The sequence below is a fragment of the Gemmatimonadaceae bacterium genome, assembly GCA_020851035.1.
Classification (GTDB): Bacteria; Gemmatimonadota; Gemmatimonadetes; order Gemmatimonadales; family Gemmatimonadaceae; genus JACMLX01.
In genome coordinates this window covers 144,203-160,707 of sequence record JADZDM010000017.1, presented here as the reverse complement: position 1 = coordinate 160,707, position 16,505 = coordinate 144,203, and the positions used below count along the sequence as shown (strand labels likewise).

The following is a 16,505-nucleotide window of genomic DNA, read 5'->3' as shown; positions in this document are numbered from 1 at the left end:
TGCCGGGCGACAACGTGCAGATGACGATCGAGCTGATCACGCCGATCGCGATGGACGAAGGGCTGCGCTTCGCGATCCGCGAGGGTGGCCGCACGGTGGGCGCCGGCGTCGTCGCCAAGATCCTCGCTTAACTCTCTGGAGCTGCAATGGCTGGCAAGATCCGTATTCGTTTGAAGGCCTTCGATCACGCCGTGATCGACCAGGCCGCGGCAGACATCGTGCGCACGGCCGAGAAGACCGGCGCACAGGTGTCGGGCCCGATCCCGCTGCCGACGAAGACGCAGCGCTGGACCGTGCTGCGCTCGCCGCACGTGGACAAGAAGTCGCGGGAACAGTTCCAGCTGAAGACGCACAAGCGTGTGATCGACATCCTGGACTCGAAGGCGCAGACGGTCGACGCGCTGACGAAGCTGGACCTGCCGGCCGGTGTCGACGTCGAGATCAAGGTCGAGTAGTCCGCTGGTGTGGGTGCAGGTGCAGGTCTGCGGTGCCAGGATGGACCGCGGTGCGGGTTCGCCGCCGGAATTCGCCGGTGGGAGCCAGAGTCCAACTGCCGTTGTCGTCGCGGGCCGCACGCCGCGCCGGGCAGTGACTGAGCTGAGAGAGAAATGATCGGCATCATTGGACGAAAGGTCGGGATGACCCAGATCTTCAACGAGATCGGGCAGCAGATCCCGGTGACCGTGGTGGAGGCGACTCCGAACACGGTGACGAAGGTGATGGAGAAGGCGACGGCCGGCTTTGCGTCGGTCGAGCTCGGGTATGGCGCGCAGCGTGTGCGTCGTGCGTCGAAGCCGAATGAGCGCACGCCGCGTGGCGCGCGTGCCTCGAAGGCGGAAGTGGGTCATGCGGCGAAGGCCGGCCTGACCAACCCGCCCGAGGTCATTCGCAGCTTCCGCATCGATGACGCGCCGGGCAAGAATCCCGAGATCCCGACCTACGAGCTGGGGCAGAAGCTCACCGTCGAGCTGTTCGCCCCGGGCGAGATCGTGAAGGTCACGGGCACCAGCAAGGGTCGTGGCTTCCAGGGCGTCGTGAAGCGTTACGGCTTCGGCGGCGGTCCCAACACGCACGGCAACACCAAGCACCGTCGTCCTGGCTCCATCGGACCGGGCACGGATCCGTCGCGCGTGATCAAGGGCAAGAAGATGCCCGGACATTACGGCGACCATCGCCACACCCAGATCGGCCTCCGGGTCGAGAAGGTGGACGTGGAGCGCAACCTGATCTACATCCGTGGCGCAGTGGCGGGTCCGACCAACGGAATCGTCCTCGTCAAGAAGCAGGGCTAATCCGATGACGACAGAGAACACGACAGTGCAGGCACGCGCGTTCGGTGCGGATGGCAAGGCCAAGGGCGCGATGACGCTGCCGGCCACGCTGTTCGACGGGACGGTGAACGTGCCGGTGATGCACCAGGTGGTGAAGGCCACGCTGGCCAACCAGCGCCAGGGCACCGCGTCGACCAAGACGCGCGGCAAGGTGACGGGTGGCAACCAGAAGCCGTGGAAGCAGAAGGGCACCGGCCGCGCGCGCCAGGGCTCGACCCGTGCGCCGCACTGGCCGGGTGGTGGCACCGTCTTTGGCCCGACGCCGCGTGACTACACGCAGCGCGTGCAGAAGAAGGTGCGTGCGCTGGGCAAGAAGAGCGCGCTGAACGTCCGCGCCCGTGAGAACGACCTGCTGGTGATCGATGCCTTCGAGATGAAGGCGCCGAGCACCAAGGCGATGCTGTCGCTGCTCGGCAAGCTGGGCGTGGCGGACCGCAAGGTGTTGTTCCTCACCGATGGCGTGAAGCCGATGACGTTCCTCAGCGCCCGCAACATCCCGTCGACCCACGTGATGCCGTACCAGGACGTCGGCACGTACCACGTGCTCTGGTCCGACGTGGTCATCATCGAAGCGTCGGCGCTCTCGGCGCATGACGTGCCCGCCGCGGAGGCGAAGTAACGATGCCGACGATCCATGAAACGATCGTGCGCCCGATCATCACCGAGCGGAGCAGCACGGCGTACCAGAACCTTGGCGAGTACACCTTCGTGGTGCACCCCAAGTCAACCAAGCACGGCATCGCGAACGCCATCCAGATCCTGTTCGGCGTGACGGTGACCGACGTGTGGACCCTGAACTGCCGCGGCAAGCAGCGCACCGTGGGCCAGTCGAAGGGGAAGCGTCCCAACTACAAGAAGGCGATCGTGCGGCTGAAGGCCGGTGACACGATCCCGGTCTTCGAGGGTTAAGCGATGGGCATCCGTCAATTCAAGCCGGTGACCAAGTCGTCGCGCTTCCGCAGCGTGTCGGACTTCGCCGTCATCACGCGCTCGACGCCGGAGAAGTCGCTCACTGAGCCGCTCAAGCGGAGCGGTGGTCGCGACAACCACGGTCACATCTCGATGCGCCGCATCGGTGGTGGGCACAAGCGCAAGTACCGCATCATCGACTTCAAGCGCAACAAGTTCGGCATCGTGGGCACGGTGCGCGAGATCGAGTACGACCCGAACCGCTCGGCGCGGATCGCGCTGGTGGAGTATGCGGACGGCGAGAAGCGCTACATCCTGCACCCGAAGGGGCTGAACGTCGGCGACACGATCGTCAGCGGCCCGGGCTCGGACGTGCGCCTGGCGAACTGCCTGCCGCTGAAGGAGATGCCGCTGGGCACCGCGGTGCACAACGTCGAGCTCAAGCCGGGCAAGGGTGGCCAGCTGGCGCGCTCGGCCGGTTCCAGCCTGACGGTGATGGCGAAGGAAGGCGACTACGTGACGCTGCGCCTGCCGAGCACCGAGATGCGCATGATCCACGGCACCTGCATGGCGACGATCGGCGAGGTGGGCAATGCCGAGCACGAGCTGCTGAGCCACGGCAAGGCGGGCAAGAGCCGCTGGCTGGGCAAGCGTCCGAAGGTGCGCGGTGAAGTCATGAACCCGGTCGATCACCCGCACGGTGGTCGCACGCGCGGTGGCCGCAACGTGGTGGACAAGTGGGGCAACAAGGAAGGTGTGAAGACGCGCAACAAGAAGAAGGCCTCGCAGCGGCTGATCGTGCGCGGGCGCAAGCGTGGCAAGGCAACCCAGTAACCGGAGCGAATGACCAATGGCTCGGAGTCTGAAGAAGGGGCCGTTCGTGCAGACGCGCCTGGTGGAACGGGTGGCTGCGATGAACGCGCGGAACGAGAAGAAGGTGATCAAGACGTGGAGCCGGGCGAGCACGGTGCTCCCTGACTTCGTCGGGCACACCTTTGCGGTGCACAACGGCAACAAGTTCGTGCCGGTCTACGTGACGGAGAACATGGTCGGCCACAAGTTCGGCGAGTTCTCGCCGACGCGGCTGTTCCGTGGGCACGTCGGGCAGAAGGCGGCGGACAAGAAGACCGGCGGCGCGCCGAAGGGAGGCAAGTAAGCCATGGCGAGCACGATCGTGAACGAGGCGAAGGCCATCCAGCGCGGCACGCGGCAGTCGCCGTACAAGGTGCGCCTGGTCGTGGACCAGATTCGCGGCAAGAGCGTGAACGAGGCGCTGGCGCTGCTGCAGTTCTCGAAGAAGCACGCGGCGAAGGAAGTGAAGAAGGTCCTCGACTCGGCGGTGGCGAATGCGGAGTACGCGAGCCGTGAGAGCCGGAGCCCGGTGGACGTGGACCAGCTCGTGATTTCGCGCGCGGTGGTGAACGAGGGACCGAAGTTGAAGCGCTTCACGCCGGCGGCGATGGGGCGGGCGACGCCGATGATCAAGCGGACGAGCCACATCGAGATCACGGTGACTGAGCGGGGGACGCGCTAATGGGTCAGAAGACCAATCCGATCGGCTTCCGTCTTGGCGTGTCCAAGACGTGGCGCTCGACGTGGTACGCGAACCGCGACTATCCGCAGCTGCTGCGGGAGGACGCGCTGCTGCGGAAGTACCTGCACAAGCGCCTCGAGCATGCGGCGCTGTCCGACATCCGCATCGAGCGGAAGCCGGGCAAGGCGACGGTGACGCTGCACACGGGCCGTCCCGGTGTCGTGATCGGCAAGAAGGGCGCGGAAGTCGACAAGCTGCGCGATGAGCTGGCACAGCTCACCGGCAAGGAGATCGGCATCAACGTCGAGGAGATCAAGCGTCCCGAGCTCGACGCGCAGCTCGTCGGTGACAACGTCGCCAACCAGCTGGCGCAGCGCATCTCGTTCCGTCGCGCCATGAAGCGGGCGGTGCAGAGCGCGATGCGGATGGGCGCGCAGGGCATCAAGATCAAGTGCAGCGGGCGCCTGGGCGGTGCGGAAATCGCGCGCGTCGAGGGCTACAACGAGGGGCGGACCCCGCTCCACACGCTGCGCGCCGACATCGACTACGCGCAGTCGACCGCGAAGACCACCTTTGGCACCATCGGGATCAAGGTCTGGATCTACAAGGGCGAAGTGGTGGAAGACCGGCGCGGCAAGACCTACTCGACCGGCGCCTGAGGAAACCTGACCAATGCTGAGTCCCAAGCGGATCAAGTTCCGCAAGATGTTCAAGGGCCGCACGACGGGCGTGGCCCGTCGCGGCAACACGGTGGCGTTCGGCCATTTCGGGCTGCAGTCGCTCGAGCCGGGCTGGATCTCCAACCGTCAGATCGAGGCGGCACGTATTGCCATGACGCGCTTCATCAAACGCGGCGGCAAGGTGTGGATCCGGATCTTCCCGGACAAGCCGATCACGAAGAAGCCGGCCGAGACGCGCATGGGCAAGGGCAAGGGGTCACCGGAAGGGTGGGTGGCGGTGGTGAAGCCCGGTCGCATGCTGTTCGAGCTGGAAGGAGTGACGCGGGAGACGGCGGAGCGCGCCCTGGCGCTGGCGTCGGCCAAGCTTTCCGTGAAGACGAAGTTCGTCGTGCGTGAGGAGGCGCATACCGATGCTGGCGAGTGAGATCATGGAACTGACCAATGACGCGATCCAGCAGCGGATCGCCGAGCTGCAGGAGGAGCGTTTCCGCCTGCGCTTTCGTGGTGCGACCGAGCAGCTGGAGAATCCGCTCCGCAAGCGCGCGATCCGTCGCGATGTCGCCCGACTCAAGACCGTGCTGCGTCAGCGGCAGGGTCAGTAAGGAGATAGAATGGCGGATACCCAGCAGAACGCAGACGCGAAGGCACGCCTGGCGCGCAAGGTGCGCACCGGCGTCGTCACGAGCGACAAGATGGACAAGACGGTGGTCGTCACGATCGAGCGCAAGGTGCCGCACCCGCAGTACGGCAAGATGATGACGCTCACGAAGACCGTGAAGGCGCACGACGAGGAGAACTCGGCGAAGCAGGGTGATACGGTGCGCGTCATGGAGACGCGACCGCTCTCGAAGACCAAGCGTTGGCGGGTCGTCGAGATCGTCGAGCGCGCGCGCTGATCGGAGGCGACGACAATGATCCAACAGGAATCGGTGGTAAAGGTCGCGGACAACTCAGGGGCCAAGAAAGCCCTCGTGATCCGCGTGCTGGGCGGCTCGGCCCGACGCTACGCTGGCCTTGGTGACAAGGTGATCGTGGCGGTGAAGGACGCGCTCCCGAATGGCACGGTGAAGAAGTCGGACGTGGCGAAGGCGGTCGTCGTGCGCACGGTCAAGGAGACCCGGCGCAAGGACGGCACCTACATCCGCTTCGACGAGAACGCCGTCGTGATCATCAACGATGCCGGAGAGCCGCGCGGCACGCGCATCTTCGGCCCAGTGGCGCGCGAGCTCCGTGAGAAGAAGTACACGAAGATCGTCTCGCTGGCGCCCGAGGTGCTCTGACCCATGCGCATTCTCAAGTATCGCAAGACGGAAGGCCAGAAGCTGGCGAAGCGGCATGCGGGCAATGCCGTGCGCGTGACGACGAAGATCACCAAGGGTGACACCGTCATGGTCATGCGCGGCAGCGACAAGGGCAAGACGGGACAGGTGATGCGGGTGTTCCTGAAGACCGGCCGCGTGCTGGTCCAGGGCATCAACATCGTCAAGCGCCACACGCGCGCGACGCGCCCCGAGGAGACGGGTGGCATCATCGAGAAGCCGGCGCCGGTGGCGCTGTCGAACGTGATGCTGATCGACCCCAAGACCGGCAAGGCGACGCGCATCAAGGCGCGGATCGACACCGATGGCACGAAGGAGCGGGTGAGCGTGAAGAGCGGGGATGTCATCCCGCGCAACCGCTGACCGCGAGGAGATAGAGAATGGCGACGAAGGAGAAGGGCGGAAAGGGCGGCAAGAATGCCACCCCCGCAAAGGGTGGAAAGGGCGGCGCACCGGCCGGTGGCAAGGGTGGCAAGACCGGTGGTGCCAGCAAGAGCTCGAAGGGTGCGGAGAACAGCCGCCGCAATGCCGAGAAGGCCGCGCGTGGCCCGCACACCGGCGCGGCGCTTGCCCCGATCGCACCGCGACTCAAGCGCTACTACACGGAGACCGTGCGCGACCGCCTGGCCAAGCAGTTCAGCCTCGCGAACGTGCACGAGATCCCGACGCTCGAGAAGATCGTGCTCAACTGCGGTGTCGGTGAGGCGATCAAGACGCCGAAGGTGCTGGACTCGGTCTGCGAGGAGCTGGAACTGATCTCCGGCCAGAAGCCGATCCGTCGCAAGGCGAAGAAGTCGATCGCCAACTACGGGCTGCGCGAAGGGCAGGAGATCGGCGCCCAGGTCACGCTGCGCGGTGCGCGGATGTGGGAATTCCTCGACCGGTTCGTGACGATCTCGATCCCGCGCATCCGTGACTTCCGTGGTCTCGGCACGCGTGCGTTCGACGGTCGTGGCAACTACTCGCTTGGCGTCAAGGAGCAGATGATCTTTCCGGAGATCAACTACGACATGGTCGAGCAGGTGCACGGCATGGACATCACGTTCGTGACGTCATCGACCAAGGACGATCAGGCGCTGGCACTGCTGCGCGAACTGGGGATGCCGTTCAAGGGCGAATCTCCGAACATTCCCCCGCTGACCTGAGTTTCGACACATGGCCAAGACGAGCAAGGTGGTCCGCAACGCACAGCGCAAGGCGCTGATCGTCAAGTACGCGGCGAAGCGTGCGGAGCTGAAGAAGGTGATCCTGGACCCGAAGACCGATCCCGATGCGCGTGATGCGGCGTACGAGAAGCTGCGGAAGCTGCCGCGCGATTCGTCGGCGACGCGCTTCCGCAACCGGTGCGAGCTGACCGGCCGGCCGCGCGGGTTCGTGCGCCAGTTCGGGCTCGGGCGCAACAAGTTCCGTGAGCTGGCCCTCAACGGCTTTCTCCCGGGTGTGACGAAGGCAAGCTGGTAAGCACGGTCGACCGCAGTTCATCTCCGTTTCCAGTCCTCACGTCCCGCGGTGCCGGGACACGAAGGGCGCACAGGACCAATTCATGAGCATGACAGATCCGATCGCCGACATGCTGACCCGGTTGCGCAACGCCATTGGCGCGCGCCACCGCCGGGTCGACATGCCGTCGTCGAAGTTGAAGGTGCAGGTGGCCCGCATCCTCAAGGAGTCGAGCTACATCACGGACTACCGCGTGATCGACACCGAGGAAGGCCGGAAGCTGCTGCGGGTGATCCTGAAGTACGCGCCGGGCGGGCAGCCGGTGATTCGCGAGTTGAAGCGCATCTCGACGCCTGGCCTGCGGAAGTACGTGGGCGTGACGGAGATCCCGCGCGTGCGCAACGGGCTGGGCATGGCCATCGTCTCGACGAGCAAGGGGCTGATGTCGGACCGTGAAGCGCGCCGCGCCAACACTGGTGGCGAGCTGCTCGCCATCGTGTACTAAGGAGAGATTGCGATGTCGCGAATTGGAAAGAAGCCGATCGACGTGCCGGCCGGCGTGACGGTGACGCTGGCGGGCCGCACGGTCACGGTGAAGGGGCCGCGCGGGACGCTGTCGCGCGCCCTGCCGCCGATCTGTGCCGTGGAAGTGAATGGTGCCGTCGTGAACGTCACGCGTCCGAACGACGAGACGGCCTCGAAGGCCATGCACGGCCTGACGCGCACGCTGGTGTCGAACATGGTCGAGGGCGTGACGAAGGGGTTCCAGAAGAACCTCGACATCGTCGGCGTGGGCTACAAGGCGGAGAACAAGCCCTACGGCCTGCTGATGTCGCTCGGCTACAGCCACCAGATCGAGGTGAAGGCGCCGGAGGGGATCAAGCTGAATGCCCCGACCCCGACGTCGATCGTGATCGATGGTGCGAACAAGGAAGTGGTCGGCCAGATCGCCGCCGAAATCCGCAGCCTCCGTCCCCCCGAGCCGTACAAGGGCAAGGGCGTGAAGTATCAGGGTGAAATCATCCGCCGGAAGGCGGGCAAGGCCGGGGGCAAGTAATGCCGAAGATGCGGATTCCGAAGACGCGCCAGGACCTGCGCGCCCGTCGCCACCTGCGCGTTCGCAAGAACGTGGCGGGGACGCCGGAGCGGCCACGCCTGGTGGTGTACCGGTCGCTGAAGCACATCACGGCCCAGATCGTGGACGACACGACCGGTCGCACGCTGATGACGGTGACCAGCAACGCGCTCACCGAAGGGAAGAAGAGCGAGAAGTCGGTGCAGGTGGGCAAGATGATCGCCGAGAAGGCGAAGGCGGCGGGCGTGTCGAAGGTCGTCTTCGACCGTGCAGGCTACAAGTACCATGGCCGCGTGAAGGCGGTCGCCGACGGCGCCCGCGAAGGCGGCCTGGAGTTCTGATATGGCAGATCAGCCGAACGTTCCGGCGGCGTCGAGTGAGACGTCGCGTCCCGCAGGTCGCGGCCCGGGTGGTGGTGGTGGGCGCGGTGGGCGTGGTGGTGGTGGCGGTGGTGGTCGCGGACGTGGCGGGCCGGGTGGCCCGGGCGGTCCCGGCGGCAACCGTGGCGGTCGTGACGGCGGACCCGGCGGCGGCAGCCGTGACGGGCGCGGTCGCGGCGGCGACAGCCGTGGTGGCGAGCGCGAGCAGTCGGACCTCGTGGAGAACGTGGTCGCGATCAACCGCGTCGCGAAGGTCGTGAAGGGTGGCCGGCGCTTCTCGTTCAACGCCCTCGTGGCCGTTGGCGACGGGAAGGGCAAGGTCGGCTACGCGACCGGCAAGGCGAACGAGGTGTCGGAGGCGGTCCGCAAGGCCGTCGAAGGCGCCAAGCGCAACATGGTCTCGGTGCCGCTGACGGGTGCCACGATCCCGCACGAGGTGCTCGGCAAGCACGGCGCCGGCAAGGTGTTGATGAAGCCGGCTGCGCCGGGTGCCGGCGTGATCGCCGGTGGTGCCGTCCGCGCCGTGTTCGAGTGCGTCGGCATCCAGGACATCCTCACCAAGAGCCTGGGCAGCACCAACCCGCACAATCTGGTCCGCGCCGTGATGGCCGGCCTGGCCGAGCTGGTGACGGTGGACCAGATCGCCCGCGAGCGTGGGATCGAGGTCAGCTCGATCCAGTACCTGAGCCGCGCCAAGTCGAAGGAGGTGGCATAATGCCGCGTACGTTCATCAAGAGTCCGACGAAGGGTCCGAAGCACACGCCGAAGACCCTCCCGATGACCAACGGCAAGCTGCGCATCGAGCAGGTGCGCAGCGGGATCGGCAAGCCGCAGGTCCAGAAGGACACGTTGAAGGCGATCGGCCTGAAGGGTCATCAGGACGTCGTCATCCAGCAGGACAGTCCGTCCTTGCGTGGGCAGATCAAGAGGGTGCGTCACTTGCTCGAAGTGACCCCGGTCACGGAGTAACGGAATCATGAGCGAGACCACTGAGAAGCTGGGCCTGCACAACCTGGTGCCCGCACCGGGTTCGCACCGCAACCGGAAGCGCATCGGTCGCGGTCCCGGGTCAGGCACCGGCAAGACGTCCGGCAAGGGCAACAAGGGCCAGAAGGCACGTGCGGGCCATCACGGCCCGGGCGGCGGCAAGCCCCATTTCGAAGGCGGCCAGATGCCGCTGACGCGCCGCATCCCGAAGCGTGGCTTCACGAACCCGTTCAGCATCGTGAACCAGATCGTCCGCCTGGACGACCTGGCGAAGGTGACGGGGACGGAAGTCACGGTCGAGACGCTGCTGGCGGCAGGCCTGGTGAATGTGAACAAGGGTCCGGCCAAGCTGCTCGGCAACGGGGAAGTACCCGGTGCGTTCACGGTGCGTGGCGTGAAGGTCAGCGCCAGCGCCAAGGCGAAGATCGAGGCGGCCGGCGGTCGCATCGAGGAGTAACGGATGGCACAGGCCTCCGCGACGGACACCGTCGCGAACATTTATCGCACGCCCGAGCTCTGGCAGAAGATCGTCTTCACGTTCATCTGCCTGGTGCTCTACCGCGTCGGCTCGCACATCACCGCCCCGGGCGTGGATGTGCTGGCCGTCACGGCGTACTTCCAGAACCAGGGCGGTGGCGGCATCCTCGGCCTGTACGACCTGTTTTCCGGCGGGGGCCTGAGCCGGGCCACGGTGCTGGCGCTGGGCATCATGCCGTACATCTCGGCCTCCATCTTCGTGCAGATCGCCGGTGCGGTGCTGCCGCAGGTGGACAAGCTGCAGAAGGACGAGGAAGGGCGGAAAAAGCTGACGCAGTGGACGCGCTACGCCACGGTGTTCCTGGCGGTGATCCAGGGCTGGGGCTTCGGCCTCTTCACCGAGTCGCTGCCGGGGGCGGTGGCCACGCCGGGCTTCTGGTTCAAGGCCCAGATGGCGCTGTTCCTGACCACGGGCGCGATGTTCACGATGTGGCTCGGTGAGCAGATCACCGAGCGTGGCCTCGGCAACGGCGCCTCGCTGATCATCTTCTTCTCGATCGTCGAGCGCTTCTGGCCGGGCATCTTCCAGACGTTCAAGTTCCTCAGCACGAACGCCATCGGGCCGCTGCAGGTGCTGGTCCTCGGCGTGGTGATGCTGGCCGTGGTGGCCGGTGTCGTCACCATCACGATGGCGGCCCGCCGCATCCTGATCCAGATCCCGCAGCGCACGGTCAGTCGCGGCCGGATGCGGCAGGAAGCGCGGAACTTCATCCCGCTGCGACTGAACTCGGCCGGCGTGATGCCGATCATCTTCGCGCAGTCGGTGGTGGTGGTGCCGAGCGCCATCGCCCAGTTCAGCGGCAACGAGAGCCTGAAGGTGTTCTCGGAGTACTTCGCGCCGGGCACGTGGCTCTACTTCGGGCTGACGGCCATCCTGATCCTGTTCTTCACGTACTTCTACACGTCGATCATCTTCAACCCGATCGACCTGTCCGAGAACCTGAAGAAGCAGGGCGGCTTCGTCCCCGGCATCAAGCCGGGCGCCAAGACCGCGGACTACATCGACCAGGTCGTGACGCGGATCACCCTGCCCGGTGCACTGTTCCTGACGGTCATTGCGCTCCTCCCGCAGTTGATTGCGAAGTGGATCAACGTGCCGTTCAGCTTCGGGGGCACCAGCCTGCTGATCGTGGTGGGTGTGGCCCTGGACACGATGGCGCAGATGCAGCAGCACCTGCTGCTGCGGCAGTACGACGGCTTCATGAAGAAGGGCAAGGTTCGCTACCGCGGACGGCAGGCGACCGGCGGCATCTGAGCCGCCGTTCGCCGGCCTCGCCAGACCGCGGTCTCTTCGGCCCAATCACCGGACACCCCGCTCGAACATGGTTATCGTCCTCTTCGGCAAGCCCGGAGCGGGGAAAGGCACCCAGGCGCCGCGGCTCGCCGCGGCGCTTGGCGTTCCCATCCTCGCCACGGGTGAAGCCCTCCGTGCCGCGCTCCGCGCCGGCACCCCGATGGGCCTCGCCGCCAAGGCCTGCATGGATCGCGGTGACCTGGTCGCCGACGACGTGATCCTCGGCATCGTGAAAGAGACGATGTCGCAGCCCGAGTACGCCAACGGGGCCGTCCTCGACGGCGTCGTCCGCACCGTGCCACAGGCCGCAGGGCTCGAGACCGTCCTCCAGGACCTCGGCCGAACGCTCGACGCCGTGCTGGTGTTCGACATCCCGGACGCGGAGATCATCGGGCGCATCAGCGGGCGCCTCACCTGCGACAAGTGCAGCGCGCCGTTCACCGGTCGCGAGCCCGGCGAGAAGTGCGAGGTCGCCGGCTGCGTGAGCGGACAGGGCGGTGGCACGCTCGTCCGGCGCAAGGACGACGATCCGGCCGCCGTGCAGACGCGCCTGGACGCGTACCGCAAGTCCACGGCGCCGGTGCTGGCCTGGTACGAGCAACACGGGGCACGGATCGCCACGATCGACGCCGTCGGGGCCATCGACGAGGTCACCGGCCGCGCACGACTCGCTCTCGGCCTGTGATCCAGCTCAAGTCGGCGCGCGAGATCGACACGATGGCGCGCGGCGGACGGATCCTCGCCGCCACGCACGACGTCGTGCGCGCGGCGATCCGTCCAGGTGTCACCACGGCGCAGCTCGACACCATCGCGGAGGAGTTCATCCGCAGCCACGACGGTGCCACCCCGGCGTTCAAGGGGCTGTACGGCTTCCCCGGCTCGGTCTGCCTCAGCATCAACGAGGAGATCGTGCACGGCATCCCGTCACCCAGGCGCGTGCTCAAGGAGGGTGACATCCTCTCCGTCGATATCGGCGTGAAGTACGAAGGAATGTTCACCGACGCCGCGCAGTCACATCCGGTGGGCCAGATCAGTGAGCTCCACCAGCGCCTGCTGGACGTGACAAAGGCTTCGCTGCAGGCCGCCATCGACGCGACGGTGCTGGGCAACCACATCGGTGACATCGGCCATGCCTGCCAGACGCTGGTCGAGGCCGCAGGCTTCGCCGTGGTCCGCGAGCTGGTGGGGCACGGCGTCGGCTTCGTGCCGCACGAGGAGCTGCAGGTGCCGAACTACGGCAAGCCGAAGCGCGGCACCAAGCTCATGGCGGGGATGACGCTCGCGATCGAGCCGATGGTGAACATCGGCACCGCCGCGATCCGCACGCTGAGCGACAAGTGGACGATGGTGGCCGCCGACAACAAGTACTCGGCCCACTTCGAGCACACCGTGGCCGTGACGGCCAACGGCCCACGCATCCTGACGAACATCGATTCGTAGCCGGTGCGGTGCGGCGGAACCTGTGCCGCGGCGCCTGGGTTACACGGGGGCGTGCGGGCGCGGCAGCCCTGTCTCACCGGTACCGGGAGCGATCATGTCACACCGTGCCTTCGCCCTCTTGTGCCTGGCGTGCGTGGCCGGTGCGAGCGGGTGCCTGCGCCAGTATGTGCCGGCACCGTTCGGCACGCCGCTGGACGAGGCCTGCAACCCGGTGAACGGCACCATGACCGGGCCCGTGGACCGGTTCGTGCTCGCCCCCGCGGTGCTGGCCGTCCCGAAGGGCTGGACCAGCCGGGAGCGCACGCCGAATGAGCTCCAGTTGACGCGCATCGACGCCGAGCTCAATGTCTGGCGTGGGGCGCGCTTCGTGTTCCCCGCGGTGCCGGCCCAGAACTCGGTGCGCTGCACCATCACGCGCGGCGACACCGCGATCCGGATCCAGGCATCGCGCGTGGCTGGCCTGCAGTACCGGGTGGACGTGGAATGGGAGCCGCCGATCGACGGGCAGCGCTTCTACATGCAGCTCCAGACCCGCTACGTGGATCACCTGCGGCAGATGCGGGCGATCGTCGAGGCGGTGCGATTCCCGGCGGACAGTGTGCGTGGCAATGACCTGCGCGATGGTGGCGGTTCCTGACCCTGCGAGAACGGAGGCACGATGACACGGACTGCCCTTGCTGCGCTGACCCTGGGCGCGGTGACCATGCTCGGGTGTGCACGCACCAGCGTCGGCAACGGGGCGCTGACCGCCGCACCGGCGCGGACCAGCGGCACATTGCGCGAGATCGACCAGCCGTGCAACGCGGCCAATGCGGCCATCGCCGGTCCGGTGCGGCAGATCCCGTTCGACAACCTCGCGTTCACGGTGCCCGAGCGCTGGATCCCGCAATTCAAGTCGATCAACGAGATCGACTTCGACCTGCTGCGCACCGGTGAGGAGATGCACGTGTGGAAGGGGGGGAGCTGGACCTTCCCGTCGGTGCTCCCCATGAACGCGGCGTCGTGCGAGGTGGAGGTGGGCGGGATGCCGGTGAAGGTGCAGGCCACGCTGCTCCGGGAGGCGCCGCGGCTCTACCGGGTGGACGTGGCGTGGGTGCCACCGATGGGCGGGCAGTTCCTGTTCATGCAGCTCATCACGCGACGCGAGGACCGGTTGCGGCAGGTCCGCGGGGTGATCGAGAGCGCGCGGCAGGTGGAGCGGGCGGCAGCGCGGTAGGGCGCTCAGCCGGGTCCCGCGACGTGCCCCACCGCCGTGCGGACCTCGCCCAGGAGCGTGTCGGCGCGGTGTGACTGCCGTCGCGACTCGGCATGTGCGGCATGTGACAGCGCCTGGTCGCGGAGCATCGCGAGGTTCCCGCGCAGGAGCCCGAGGGCTGCATGCACCGCCGCATGCGCCATGCAGGCGCCGGCCCACGCATCCGGGGCGGTGACGGCGTCACCGGCGGTGGCCGTCTCGAGGGCCAGCGCGAGCGTGTCGGAGGCGAGGCGCGCAATGCGCAGCGGCACGTCACTCGCGCCCAGCAGCGCGGCGTCTATTGCACGGTGCCGGTCTCCCATGGCGTGCGGGTCGGCGGCCAGCGCGCGCCGTGCGCGCACCACGCCCTGCCAGGCGGCGGCGTCATCCCGTGCGGCGGCGTGCAGGTGGCGCTCGATGGTGCGTGCGCCATCCACCGCGCGTGCCATGCCGGTGGCCGCCTCGCTGTCGCGTCGGGCGGCATGCACGCCGGCCGCCAGGCGCACCGTCGCGGCAGCGAGGATCGCCGAGAGCGCCGCGGCCGTGCCGCTGGCCTCGCTCGCGTCGAGCGCGGCGATGGCATCGGCGGTGGCGGAGAGGTCGGTCACGTCACGGGTGGCGTGGATGCGCAGGTCCAGCGACACCGTGTCACGCGCATCGCGCAGGCGGATGCGATCGGTGAACGCGCGCTCGATCTCGTGCTGCGGCACGAGCCCGATGATCTCGCTGTGGGTGGCGGTGATGCCGCGCGCGGCCGCGGCGCGGGCGACGGCGTCGAAGGCCTCGTGCAGCGACACGGCGGCGAGGTCGGTGACGTTCATCGAGACCTGCGCCTGGCCGTCCACCACCAAGCCGAGCGCCTTCACGCCGGGCAGGCCGCCGCCGGCGGCGCGAAGCTCGCGGGCGATCGCCTTCGCCTGCGGGAGGTGGGCGGCGTGCCCGACGTACACGTTGAACGCGCCGAGGAAGTCGCGGGCCCCGATGGCGACGGCGCCGGCGGTGGGGTGCAGGGCGGCGGGACCGGCGTCCGGTGGACGTGTGGATCCGATGGTCGCCTCGAGCGCGGCGGTGCCGCCGGCGCGCACGTCGGCGAGGTTGCGGTACGCCGCGCGCTGGGCGGCGCGGTCGTAGAGGTAGGCCGGCAGCTGCAGCTCGGTGCCGACGCGATCGGCGAGGGTGCGCGCGATGCGCACACAGTCGTCCATGGTGGCGCCGGACAGCGGGATGAACGGCACCACGTCGGCGGCCCCGATGCGCGGGTGCACGCCGGCGTGCTGGCGGAGGTCGATGCGGTCGCGCGCGGTGCGGATCGCCGCGAATGCCGCCGCCACTGCCACGTCGACACCGGCCACGAAGGTGATCACGGCGCGGTGGTGCCAGGGATCCAGCGAGTGGTCCAGCACCCGGCCGCCGGCGGCGGTGATCGCGGCGGCGATGGCGTCGATCACGGCCGGATCGCGCCCCTCGGAGAAGTTCGGCACGCACTCCACCAGCGGTATCGCCATGCGCTCAGCCCACCGTCTCGAGGAGCCAGCGGTGCATGGCCGGGTTGCCGGCCACGTAGCCGCTGAAGGCCGGCACCGAGTCCACGCCGTCGAACCCCGTGACGATGCCACCCGCCTCACGCACGAGCAACAGGCCGGCCGCCACGTCCCACGGGGCCAGGCGCAGCTCCCAGAACGCGTCCACCCGGCCGCAGGCCACGTGGGCGAGGTCGATCGCGGCGGCGCCGGCGCGCCGGATGCCGCTGGTGGTGGCGAGCACCTTCGGGAGCTGCTGCAGGTACCGCTCGATCTGCTCGGCCTTCCGGAAGGGCACCCCCGTGGCGATCAGTGAGAGGGCGGGGTTGGTGATGCGGCTGACGTGGATGGGCACGCCGTCGCGGAAGGCGCCGCCGTGGCGCACCGCGGTGTAGCACTCGTTGCGCGGCACGTCGAGGACGCAGGCGGCGGCCCCCTGTCCGTCGACCATGGCGGCGATCGAGACCGCGTACGCCGGGAAGCCGTGGAGGTAGTTGGTGGTGCCGTCGAGCGGGTCCACGATGAAGGTCAGCCCGTCGGCCACGAGTGTCTCCGGTGCGCTCTCCTCCCCGATGAACGTGGCGGCGCGGCCCGGTGGCACCAGCGCGTCGCGGATGAGGGCCTCGGTGCCGCGGTCCACGATGCTCACGAAGTCACTCTCGCCCTTGATGTCCCAGGCGAGGGCGGCGTGCTGCGGATCGTGGCTGCGGATGAAGGCCGCCGCGTCCCGCGCGACGCGCTCGATCTCGTGCATCAGCGCCAGGTCGCTCTCGAGGGGGCCGGCCGGCTGCGGCCGTCGTTCGCTGTGCATCGTCGTGGGGTGTT

Annotated in this window: 29 protein-coding genes; 27 read left to right on the top strand and 2 right to left on the bottom strand. The window is 67.7% G+C overall.

Translation table 11 applies throughout. From position 1 onward, the window contains the following. The 27 genes from tuf to IT355_11885 form a co-directional block, all read left to right on the top strand. The coding region (gene tuf, locus IT355_12015; GenBank protein ID MCC7053979.1) for an elongation factor Tu at window positions 1–131 on the top strand (131 nt) is incomplete at its 5' end. Between the two features lie 15 nt (window positions 132–146). Further along, on the top strand, window positions 147–455 hold the full coding sequence (gene rpsJ, locus IT355_12010; GenBank protein ID MCC7053978.1) for a 30S ribosomal protein S10: 309 nt from the start codon (window positions 147–149) through the stop codon (window positions 453–455). Between the two features lie 153 nt (window positions 456–608). Further along, complete coding sequence (gene rplC / locus IT355_12005; GenBank protein MCC7053977.1) at window positions 609–1,292, top strand: 50S ribosomal protein L3; 684 nt, start codon at window positions 609–611, stop codon at window positions 1,290–1,292. A gap of 4 nt (window positions 1,293–1,296) precedes the next feature. Then, on the top strand, window positions 1,297–1,950 hold the full coding sequence (rplD, locus tag IT355_12000; GenBank protein MCC7053976.1) for a 50S ribosomal protein L4: 654 nt from the start codon (window positions 1,297–1,299) through the stop codon (window positions 1,948–1,950). A gap of 2 nt (window positions 1,951–1,952) precedes the next feature. Continuing rightward, a complete protein-coding gene (gene rplW, locus IT355_11995; GenBank protein MCC7053975.1) occupies window positions 1,953–2,240 on the top strand; it encodes a 50S ribosomal protein L23 in 288 nt (95 codons plus the stop codon). A gap of 3 nt (window positions 2,241–2,243) precedes the next feature. After that, on the top strand, window positions 2,244–3,074 hold the full coding sequence (gene rplB, locus IT355_11990; GenBank protein ID MCC7053974.1) for a 50S ribosomal protein L2: 831 nt from the start codon (window positions 2,244–2,246) through the stop codon (window positions 3,072–3,074). Between the two features lie 16 nt (window positions 3,075–3,090). Next, complete coding sequence (rpsS, locus tag IT355_11985) at window positions 3,091–3,396, top strand: 30S ribosomal protein S19 (protein ID MCC7053973.1); 306 nt, start codon at window positions 3,091–3,093, stop codon at window positions 3,394–3,396. A gap of 3 nt (window positions 3,397–3,399) precedes the next feature. Continuing rightward, window positions 3,400–3,774 (top strand): 50S ribosomal protein L22, encoded by a 375-nt coding sequence (rplV, locus tag IT355_11980; protein ID MCC7053972.1) that lies wholly within the window; start codon window positions 3,400–3,402, stop codon window positions 3,772–3,774. Then, window positions 3,774–4,433 carry a 30S ribosomal protein S3 gene (gene rpsC, locus IT355_11975; protein MCC7053971.1) on the top strand — a complete coding sequence of 220 codons (660 nt, stop codon included), beginning with the start codon at window positions 3,774–3,776 and terminating at the stop codon, window positions 4,431–4,433. The genes rplV and rpsC overlap by 1 nt, the downstream gene beginning before the upstream one ends. Window positions 4,434–4,446: 13 nt before the next feature. After that, the gene (gene rplP / locus IT355_11970; protein ID MCC7053970.1) at window positions 4,447–4,878 is read left to right on the top strand and encodes a 50S ribosomal protein L16; all 432 of its coding nucleotides are present in this window, start codon (window positions 4,447–4,449) and stop codon (window positions 4,876–4,878) included. Next, window positions 4,865–5,056, top strand: a complete 192-nt coding sequence (gene rpmC / locus IT355_11965) for a 50S ribosomal protein L29 (protein ID MCC7053969.1) — start codon at window positions 4,865–4,867, stop codon at window positions 5,054–5,056. Before rplP ends, rpmC begins: the two co-directional genes overlap by 14 nt. A gap of 9 nt (window positions 5,057–5,065) precedes the next feature. Continuing rightward, on the top strand, window positions 5,066–5,350 hold the full coding sequence (gene rpsQ, locus IT355_11960; GenBank protein ID MCC7053968.1) for a 30S ribosomal protein S17: 285 nt from the start codon (window positions 5,066–5,068) through the stop codon (window positions 5,348–5,350). Between the two features lie 15 nt (window positions 5,351–5,365). Beyond that, window positions 5,366–5,734 (top strand): 50S ribosomal protein L14, encoded by a 369-nt coding sequence (rplN, locus tag IT355_11955; protein ID MCC7053967.1) that lies wholly within the window; start codon window positions 5,366–5,368, stop codon window positions 5,732–5,734. 3 nt (window positions 5,735–5,737) lie between these two features. After that, window positions 5,738–6,136 (top strand): 50S ribosomal protein L24, encoded by a 399-nt coding sequence (gene rplX / locus IT355_11950; protein MCC7053966.1) that lies wholly within the window; start codon window positions 5,738–5,740, stop codon window positions 6,134–6,136. 17 nt (window positions 6,137–6,153) lie between these two features. Next, window positions 6,154–6,918 (top strand): 50S ribosomal protein L5, encoded by a 765-nt coding sequence (gene rplE / locus IT355_11945; protein MCC7053965.1) that lies wholly within the window; start codon window positions 6,154–6,156, stop codon window positions 6,916–6,918. Window positions 6,919–6,928: 10 nt separating this feature from the next. After that, on the top strand, window positions 6,929–7,234 hold the full coding sequence (gene rpsN, locus IT355_11940) for a 30S ribosomal protein S14 (protein ID MCC7053964.1): 306 nt from the start codon (window positions 6,929–6,931) through the stop codon (window positions 7,232–7,234). Between the two features lie 82 nt (window positions 7,235–7,316). Beyond that, window positions 7,317–7,718, top strand: a complete 402-nt coding sequence (gene rpsH, locus IT355_11935; protein ID MCC7053963.1) for a 30S ribosomal protein S8 — start codon at window positions 7,317–7,319, stop codon at window positions 7,716–7,718. Window positions 7,719–7,730: 12 nt separating this feature from the next. After that, window positions 7,731–8,270: a 50S ribosomal protein L6 gene (rplF, locus tag IT355_11930; protein MCC7053962.1), complete on the top strand. Its 540-nt coding sequence runs from the start codon at window positions 7,731–7,733 to the stop codon at window positions 8,268–8,270. Between the two features lie 8 nt (window positions 8,271–8,278). After that, a complete protein-coding gene (gene rplR / locus IT355_11925; GenBank protein MCC7053961.1) occupies window positions 8,279–8,629 on the top strand; it encodes a 50S ribosomal protein L18 in 351 nt (116 codons plus the stop codon). 1 nt (window position 8,630) lies between these two features. After that, window positions 8,631–9,383, top strand: a complete 753-nt coding sequence (gene rpsE / locus IT355_11920; GenBank protein MCC7053960.1) for a 30S ribosomal protein S5 — start codon at window positions 8,631–8,633, stop codon at window positions 9,381–9,383. A gap of 62 nt (window positions 9,384–9,445) precedes the next feature. Then, window positions 9,446–9,637: a 50S ribosomal protein L30 gene (gene rpmD, locus IT355_11915; protein ID MCC7053959.1), complete on the top strand. Its 192-nt coding sequence runs from the start codon at window positions 9,446–9,448 to the stop codon at window positions 9,635–9,637. Window positions 9,638–9,665: 28 nt separating this feature from the next. After that, on the top strand, window positions 9,666–10,112 hold the full coding sequence (gene rplO / locus IT355_11910) for a 50S ribosomal protein L15 (protein MCC7053958.1): 447 nt from the start codon (window positions 9,666–9,668) through the stop codon (window positions 10,110–10,112). A gap of 3 nt (window positions 10,113–10,115) precedes the next feature. Beyond that, window positions 10,116–11,447, top strand: a complete 1,332-nt coding sequence (gene secY / locus IT355_11905) for a preprotein translocase subunit SecY (GenBank protein MCC7053957.1) — start codon at window positions 10,116–10,118, stop codon at window positions 11,445–11,447. Between the two features lie 67 nt (window positions 11,448–11,514). Next, window positions 11,515–12,171: an adenylate kinase gene (locus tag IT355_11900; protein ID MCC7053956.1), complete on the top strand. Its 657-nt coding sequence runs from the start codon at window positions 11,515–11,517 to the stop codon at window positions 12,169–12,171. 32 nt (window positions 12,172–12,203) lie between these two features. Next, a complete protein-coding gene (gene map, locus IT355_11895; GenBank protein ID MCC7053955.1) occupies window positions 12,204–12,926 on the top strand; it encodes a type I methionyl aminopeptidase in 723 nt (240 codons plus the stop codon). A 94-nt stretch (window positions 12,927–13,020) separates the two neighbouring features. Beyond that, window positions 13,021–13,563, top strand: coding sequence for a hypothetical protein (locus IT355_11890; GenBank protein ID MCC7053954.1), 543 nt, complete (start codon window positions 13,021–13,023; stop codon window positions 13,561–13,563). A 21-nt stretch (window positions 13,564–13,584) separates the two neighbouring features. After that, entirely contained in the window at window positions 13,585–14,142 is a 558-nt protein-coding gene (locus IT355_11885) for a hypothetical protein (GenBank protein MCC7053953.1), read from the top strand. A gap of 5 nt (window positions 14,143–14,147) precedes the next feature. On the opposite strand, the gene ftcD is transcribed toward IT355_11885, so the two are convergent. Further along, window positions 14,148–15,665: a glutamate formimidoyltransferase gene (gene ftcD / locus IT355_11880; GenBank protein ID MCC7053952.1), complete on the bottom strand. Its 1,518-nt coding sequence runs from the start codon at window positions 15,663–15,665 to the stop codon at window positions 14,148–14,150. A gap of 4 nt (window positions 15,666–15,669) precedes the next feature. After that, entirely contained in the window at window positions 15,670–16,491 is an 822-nt protein-coding gene (locus IT355_11875) for an inositol monophosphatase (GenBank protein MCC7053951.1), read from the bottom strand. Window positions 16,492–16,505: the final 14 nt, after the last annotated feature.